This is a genomic window from Mycobacterium sp. NAZ190054 (assembly GCF_001545925.1).
Lineage (GTDB): Bacteria > Actinomycetota > Actinomycetes > Mycobacteriales > Mycobacteriaceae > Mycobacterium.
Genome location: NZ_LMVQ01000546.1, coordinates 1 through 508, shown reverse-complemented (window position 1 = coordinate 508; position 508 = coordinate 1). Strand labels below are relative to the sequence as shown.

Here is a 508-nt window from a genome sequence, read left to right as displayed (position 1 = left end):
AGCCAGCCCACCGGGTCGGTGGACGCGTCACCGATGTAGACCTGCCCGCCGTCGAGGTGGAAATCTGCGGCGCTGCGCGCCACATCGGTGCCGGGGCTGCCGAGCAGGATCGCGTCGTCAGCTGTAGGAGGATGCTCAACGATGTCCCCGTCCGACCAGAGCACACCGCAGGCCGGCGGGCCCACCGCCCCGCCGCCGTCCGACGCCCAATCCCGCGCCCAGGTGGTCGATGCGGCCAAAGAGGTTGTGCGCGCGGCGAATCTGCGTGTGACGTACGCGAGTTTCCAGTGGGAGTGGTGCAACGACCAGGGCGACCCGCCGTTCCACGGCCGCGTCGATCTGGCGTTCGAAACGCCGGCCGGCCAGGGCGCCGGTCAGCAGATCGCGGCCACCCTCGCGAAACAGCCGGGCTGGGCGCCGGGACCGCCGCCGGGCTTCCAGCCCGCCGGCGCGGCCGTCCACAAGGGCGGGGTGATGGTGATCGTCGGCCCCGGTTCACCGCGGCCTG

General features: G+C 72.6%; 2 pseudogenes. One reads left to right on the top strand and one right to left on the bottom strand.

The annotated features are described in order from the left end of the window. Positions 1–122 (bottom strand): annotated as a pseudogene (locus ASJ79_RS34520) (alpha/beta hydrolase); the annotation flags it as partial. Positions 123–267: 145 nt separating this feature from the next. Between ASJ79_RS34520 and ASJ79_RS25760 the strand changes: the two are divergent. Continuing rightward, positions 268–508 (top strand): annotated as a pseudogene (locus tag ASJ79_RS25760) (hypothetical protein); the annotation flags it as partial.